6 protein-coding genes are annotated in these 6,000 nt (G+C 72.5%); 4 read left to right on the top strand and 2 right to left on the bottom strand.

All coding sequences use genetic code 11. The features are described 5' to 3' along the window. Positions 1 to 393: 393 nt before the first annotated feature. Together AC0B61_RS19680 and AC0B61_RS19675 are read right to left on the bottom strand one after the other, a co-directional pair. Positions 394 to 1,398: a chitinase gene (locus AC0B61_RS19680; protein ID WP_471741975.1), complete on the bottom strand. Its 1,005-nt coding sequence runs from the start codon at positions 1,396 to 1,398 to the stop codon at positions 394 to 396. Between the two features lie 225 nt (positions 1,399 to 1,623). Then, positions 1,624 to 2,223, bottom strand: coding sequence for a hypothetical protein (locus tag AC0B61_RS19675; RefSeq protein ID WP_471741974.1), 600 nt, complete (start codon positions 2,221 to 2,223; stop codon positions 1,624 to 1,626). Positions 2,224 to 2,638: 415 nt separating this feature from the next. On the opposite strand from AC0B61_RS19675, the gene AC0B61_RS19670 reads away from it, so the two are divergent. The 4 genes from AC0B61_RS19670 (at position 2,639) to AC0B61_RS19655 (ending at position 5,913) form a co-directional block, all read left to right on the top strand. Further along, positions 2,639 to 3,394, top strand: a complete 756-nt coding sequence (locus AC0B61_RS19670) for a hypothetical protein (RefSeq protein WP_471741973.1) — start codon at positions 2,639 to 2,641, stop codon at positions 3,392 to 3,394. A 105-nt stretch (positions 3,395 to 3,499) separates the two neighbouring features. After that, entirely contained in the window at positions 3,500 to 3,883 is a 384-nt protein-coding gene (locus AC0B61_RS19665; protein WP_471741972.1) for a VOC family protein, read from the top strand. A gap of 93 nt (positions 3,884 to 3,976) precedes the next feature. Beyond that, the gene (locus tag AC0B61_RS19660) at positions 3,977 to 4,318 is read left to right on the top strand and encodes a nuclear transport factor 2 family protein (RefSeq protein ID WP_471741971.1); all 342 of its coding nucleotides are present in this window, start codon (positions 3,977 to 3,979) and stop codon (positions 4,316 to 4,318) included. A gap of 242 nt (positions 4,319 to 4,560) precedes the next feature. Beyond that, on the top strand, positions 4,561 to 5,913 hold the full coding sequence (locus AC0B61_RS19655) for a M64 family metallopeptidase (protein WP_471741970.1): 1,353 nt from the start codon (positions 4,561 to 4,563) through the stop codon (positions 5,911 to 5,913). The last annotated feature ends 87 nt before the right edge of the window (positions 5,914 to 6,000 follow it).

Below are 6,000 nucleotides of genomic sequence, written 5' to 3'. Positions count from 1 at the left end.
ACAGCACGGAAGCGACCAGCGGACCACCGGCACGCGAGCGACACGGAAGCGACGACCCGCGAAGCGGGTACCGACCGCAGCACGCACCCGCCTGGACCGACACCACCCTCAACTACCGGCCACCACAGGCAAACCCGCGACCCGGCCCCCGCACCCCGCAACCCCGGGCCACAACCAGCACCAGGACCGGCACGTCACGTCACGGCACGGCACGACAGTTTCGGCTGAGCTCAGCGAGGTGTACGGATTGCGTTAGCGCTCACATGGTCGGCCGGAACGTGCCCCTCACGGTGCCCACGTGGTCGCCGCCCCCACCACGGCCGGGCGAGGCGGCGTGGCGGGGGCGGCGAGGGTCAGGGCGGGCGGATGCCTCGTCCGCGAGGCCGCCGGGGCTCAGCCCTGGTACTGGACGACGATCTTGGTGAACTCGTACGGGGACTGCGAGACCCCGCTGCAAGCGTCGGCGTCCGTGCCGGACCCGCAGGCGCGGTCGCGGTTGACGGCCCAGTAGGTGAAGCGGGCGAGGTGGTGCTGCTTCGCGTACCCGAGGATGGTGCGGAAGTCGCCGGTGGTGACGGTCTCCCCCGCCTCGTCGGTCTTCCCGTTCATCGAGGAGACGCCGATGTGCCGGTACGCCGCGTCGTCGCCGTAGCCGTACGCGCTCGCGACTGCGGCCTTCAGCCCGTCGAGTGCGCCGACCGTGGCCTGCCCCATGCTGCCGCTGTGGCCGCCGAAGTCGAAGGGCATCACCACCCAGCCGTCGTTCGCCAGGCCGGCGGCCGCGCCGCGCTTGATGAGATCCTTGCCGTTGGCGTCCGGGCCACTCGGTGTGGTGCCCATGGTGACGTAGGTGACGATGCCGGGGTTCTTGGTCTTGACGATCTTCAGTGCGTCGACCACCCGCTGACGGACCGTCGCGCTGCCGAACTCGGTGTTCTCGATGTCGATGTCGAGGGCCTTCAGCCCGTAGGCGTCGATCACCTTCTGGTAGGCGCCGGCCAGTGTGCTCGCGCTGGTGCACTTCTCGCCGAGCTTGTTCCCGCTCCACCCCCCGACGGAGACCACGACGTCACCGCCGGCCGCCCGGATCGACTTGATGGCGGCCTCGTCGGAGCCCCCGGTGAGCGGTCGGCTGCCGTCCCACTTCGCGTTGCATCCGCCGTCGGAGAGGACGAACGCGAGGGTGAACCACTTGACCCCGGCCGCCTTCATGACGTCGGTCGGCTTCTGCGGGTTGCCCCAGCCGAGGTACTCGTACGGCGCGGCGACCATCCCGGGTACGGCGGCCGCAGCGGGGGCCGCCACGGCGAAGGTCGCCGGGGCGAGCAGGAGTGCGGCCGGGCCGAGGGCGGCGGCCAGCAGCGGGACGGTGAGGCGGACTCCGATAGTCGTGCGCATGCCAACTCACTTTCGTCGTTCCGGGGCTGTGACGGCAGGCCGGGAAGGCGGGGCCACCCGCGACGGACGACGGGTGCCCGCCGACGGGTGTCTCACAGAATCGGGGCACCGGGCTGCGGGGTCAATGGCTTTCGTTAGGAAAGTTTCCCAACGTTTCGCCGACGACCCCGCGCCGAGCGCGCACTCCGCCGTCGCCGCCCTGCGGACATGCGCGTCGCAGACCGGTCAGCCGCTCCAGGACGTGGTCGAGGCCGTCGAGGTGGTCGAACTCGACGAGCCGGTCGAGCTCGACGAGGTCGTCGTCCGGGTCGCGCCTCCCCCGCTGGTGATTCGCCCACCGGGGACGGCAGGCCGCAGGTTGTCGGCCCCGACTCCCGAGGCGGTCGTCCGCACGCCCGGGGCCGTGGTGCCGCCCGCCGGGGCGTGCGGCACGGCGGTGGTCCGGCGTGCGGCGGGGGTGGCCGTCACGGCCGAGGGCCTGTCAGCGCCGTCACCGCCCGGCGTGACCCGCTCGATCCGCAGGACCAGGTTGCGGTCCTGGCGGTCGCCCGCCTGGTCCCGGTTGCGGCTGTGTACGACCTGCGTCAGCTTGCCCTGAATCTCCTGCCAACGCCCCTGCACCGCCCGGACGTTGGCGCACCAGTCGCCCTGATGCCGGTGCTCCAGGTCGAGTTGCCAGCTCTCCGCGTCGACAAGGTGGACGGCGCCGACCTCCCCGGGGAGTACCACCGGCCCGGCACCCCGGACGGTCACCACCACCCGCTGCGGGAACCGCCCCTCCACCGCCGTCACCGTGATCCGGCTCGGCCCCTGGTACCAGGCCATCGCTGTCCTCCCGCATCCGTCCTCGTGCCGACTACCGACCGGCCTCAACCGGTAGCACGGACGGCGCGCCCTCCGGGGTTCGACCGGCCCGACCCCGGCCTGAACCCGAGGGCGCACGGCGTCCGTTCGCTCACCGTCGACGGCGTGCCTCGTGGCACCAACGGTCGGGGCCACACCGGGGGCCTGCGCCACGCGGCACGGGCACCCGCCCCCAGCTCCCGAAGCCACCCCGAGAGCGCCGCTGGCGGAGCGGCCGCCGGGGTGTCGCAGTTCTGTACCGGAGTCCACCGGTCCGTTCCTCGGCGGGCGGGGGCGTGGCTATCGTCTGCCGGGCATCGCGACGACGGCGGGGGACGGGACGGACGTGAGACGTGTGGACGACGGGGGCTCGCCGAGAACGGGTACGGCAGCCGGCTTGAAGGCGGCGGGCCGGGGCGCGCTCCGCTTGCTGCTGACGGCGTTCGCCGGTGTGGGGATCACCGTGGTCGCGGCGGGCATCGCACTGTGGAGGCTGCTGTCCTGGACCGGCCCTGACCCGACCGACACCGTCGGCTTCGCGAGCTACCTGCTGGTCGCCGCCCTGTGGGCGGTCGGGATGGGGCTCGCCGGCCTGTACGGGGCGCAGGTGCGGCGTTCCGGTGGCAGGGGATCGGCACTGGCCTGGCTGGCCTGGTGCGATCTGGGGCTGCTGCTGGCGCCCCTGTGGCCGCTGCAGGTGCTGGCCGTCGCCGGCGTCTGTGTCGTACGGGCCAGGCACCGGGCCCGGTGGTTGCGCGGGAGCGCGGCCCTGGCGGGGGTCTGCCTGGCCGCCGCAGGATCGGCTTGGGGCGCCACCGGCTACGAGGCCGAGCAGCCGTGGACGGCCACCGATCCTGCCGGCCGGGCCGTCATCGGCACCTGGAGCGGCCCGGCCGGCGAGACCCTCACCCTGCAGGCCGACGGCCGGTTCCGCGCCACCGTTCCGGCGGAGGCCGGCAGGCACCCGGCAGAGTCCTGGTACGCCGGCGAAGGCCGTTGGACCCTGACCGGCACGGTCAGTCCGGGAGGGACGCTGACCCTCGCCTTCGCCTCCGGCGGCAACGACGACCTGGTGGTGTACGGGGCCCTGTCCCCGTCCACGATCTGCCGGCCCGTCGCGGAGGAGTGGTGCCAGACCGCCCTCCATCGGTGACGCCCTGCCGGAGACAGGCACGGGGCAGGCACGGAGACGGGCACGGGGCAGGCACGGGGACGGGCATCCTGGCGTTCGACGTGGAGATCGGGAACACTCGCGCGCATGGTCTCAGTACTGCAGAACGTGGCGATCGACTGTGCGGATGCCTACGAACTGGCACGGTTCTGGAGCCGCGTGACCGGCCGTCCGCTGGATCCCGACGACCGCCCGGGCGCGCGGGAGACCCAGGTGCAGCTGGCAGAGGGCCCGGTGCTGTACTTCAACCAGGTGCCCGAGGCCAAGGCGACCAAGAACCGGATCCACCTGTGCCTGCGCCCCGAGACCTCGCGCGACCAGGAGGTCGACCGGCTGCTGGCCCTCGGCGCGACGTTCGTCAGCGATCACCGGAACCCCGACGGTTCGGGGTGGGCAGTCCTCGCCGACCCCGAAGGCAACGAATTCTGTGTTCTGCGCAGTGCGTCCGACCGCGCAGTCGGCGCCTCCTGACGTCCTGACGCGGAGGAGCAAGCACCCCTTGTCCGCGCGGAGGTCAGACCGCCTCGCAGGCCCCGTCCCCATCACCCGAAGCACGGAGATCGCATGCACGACAGCCCCGCCAGCATCGTCGACGAGGCGTTCCGCTGCTACCGGTCGCAGGACCGGGACGCGGCCCTGCCCCTGTACGCCGACGACTTCACCTTCACCAGCCCGCAGGACGACCACATCGACAAGGCCACGTTCTTCCGGCGCTGCTTCCCCACCGCCGACCGCTTCCGGGAGCAGCGGCTCCTGCACGTCACACCCGCCGACGACGGGGAACTCGTCTTCGTCCACTACGAGTACGAGCTCGCCACGGGCGGCCGGTTCCGCAACGTCGAGGCAATCACCGTACGGGACGGCCTGATCCAGGAGGTGCAGGTCTTCTTCGGCGGCAAGGTGTAGGCGGATGAGCACCCCCTCGGGGCGATCCACGCCGCTCACGTCGAGCTGCACACGTTCACCACCCGGTCTTGGACCCGCCCGCCGGGCCCGGGCGAAAGCCATGGGGCTTTCACGGCCTCCACCAGCCGTTCGCCGCGATGGCGCTTCGGAGCCGTCGCAGCTCGGCGGACGGGAGGTGATTGTCAGGTTCTCGACATGGGAAGGGGGAGGCCACAGACCGCTTACCGGGGAGGACCACGCTCGTGCACCGCACCGCCGTCAGAACCACCACCGCCCTGCTCACCGCCGCCCTCGCCGCAGCGCTCCTCGGCTCCGCGCCGGCCTGGAGCGCTGCGGCCGCAAGTACGCCGGCCGCAAGTACGCCGAGCGGAAGTGCACCAAGCGAAAGTGCACCGGCCACGCGGCCGGTGGAGTCGTTCGCCGAGGACGGCGCCATCTCGCACGCCCAGGCCCCGACCGTCTCCCCGTTCGTCGCCGCCCAGCAGCAGGGCGTGGCGCCGGTGCCGGGCGACGGCGACGTGACGCCGCTGGTCCACGGCGGCGACCCGGCCACCAAGCTGGACGTGGTGGTGATAGGCGACGGCTACTCCGCGCAGGAACAGGAGAAGTTCCGTGCGGACGCGGCCGAGAAGTGGCGCGAGGTGACCGCCGTCGAGCCGTACGCCACCTACCGCGGGCTGTTCAACGTCTGGGCGGTGTCCGCCGTTTCACCGGAGTCGGGGGTGACCGGGGATCCGGACCAGGCGACGGTGCGGCACACCGCGCTGGGCTCGTACTTCTGGTGTGACGGCGTCGAGCGGCTGCTCTGCGTGGACGAGAAGGCGGTCGAGCGGTACGCGGCGAAGGCCCCGCAGGCGGACCTGGTGCTCGTGGTGGCCAACAGCACCAAGTACGGCGGCGCCGGCTACAACGACGTCAAGTCCCCGCTCGGCTACGAGGGGATCGCCACGGTGGCGGGCGGCAACGCCAAGTCCGGACAGATCGCGGTGCACGAGACCGGGCACTCGCTGGGCAAGCTCGCCGACGAGTACGCCTACGACGGCCAGGGGACGTACCAGGGCGCGGAGCCGGCCGAGGCCAACATCAGTACGCTGACCGCCGACCGGATGCGCGGGCAGGGCACCAAGTGGTCCCGCTGGCTCGGCCAGGCCTCCCCGGACGGCGGCACCGTCGGCACGTACGAGGGCGGCGGCTACTACCCGGCCGGGCTGTACCGGCCGACCGAGAACTCGATCATGCGCTCGCTCGGACGGGAGTTCAACCTGCCCGGGCGTGAGGCGATGATCGCCGGCTTCTACCGCCACGCCACCCCGCTGACCAGCCCCACCGCCGCGGGCAGCCGGCTGACCGCCGCCGACCACCTGACCGTCGACCTGCCCGTGCCCGGCACCCGGCTGCACTGGTACCTGGACGGGCGCGAGTTGCCCCGGATCGCCGGCCGCACCGCGCTGGACCTCGCCGACCTCAAGCTCACCGGGCCCCGTTGGCGCCCGCACCTGCTCACCGCCATCGCCACCGACCCCACCCCGGCCGTGGCGGACCCGGCGCTGCGCGAGAAGCTGACCGCGAGCCTGTCCTGGCAGGTGACGCGCTAGGCCTGTCGGGCGGGACAGCCTGGTGGTCCAGACCTCTTGACGGTCCATCGGTGCGCTCCTACGATTCCCAGCGGCTGCACCGCGCCC

It is taken from the genome of Kitasatospora sp. NPDC023385 (assembly GCF_055664045.1).
This window is presented reverse-complemented; position numbering and strand designations above follow the sequence as displayed.

Excerpts from the sequence above, each read along its gene's own strand:
- AC0B61_RS19680 (WP_471741975.1), bottom strand. The coding sequence starts at position 1,398 with ATGCGCACGACTATCGGAGTCCGCCTCACCGTCCCGCTGCTGGCCGCC.
- AC0B61_RS19675 (WP_471741974.1), bottom strand. The coding sequence starts at position 2,223 with ATGGCCTGGTACCAGGGGCCGAGCCGGATCACGGTGACGGCGGTGGAG.
- AC0B61_RS19665 (WP_471741972.1), top strand. The coding sequence starts at position 3,500 with ATGGTCTCAGTACTGCAGAACGTGGCGATCGACTGTGCGGATGCCTAC.
- AC0B61_RS19660 (WP_471741971.1), top strand. The coding sequence starts at position 3,977 with ATGCACGACAGCCCCGCCAGCATCGTCGACGAGGCGTTCCGCTGCTAC.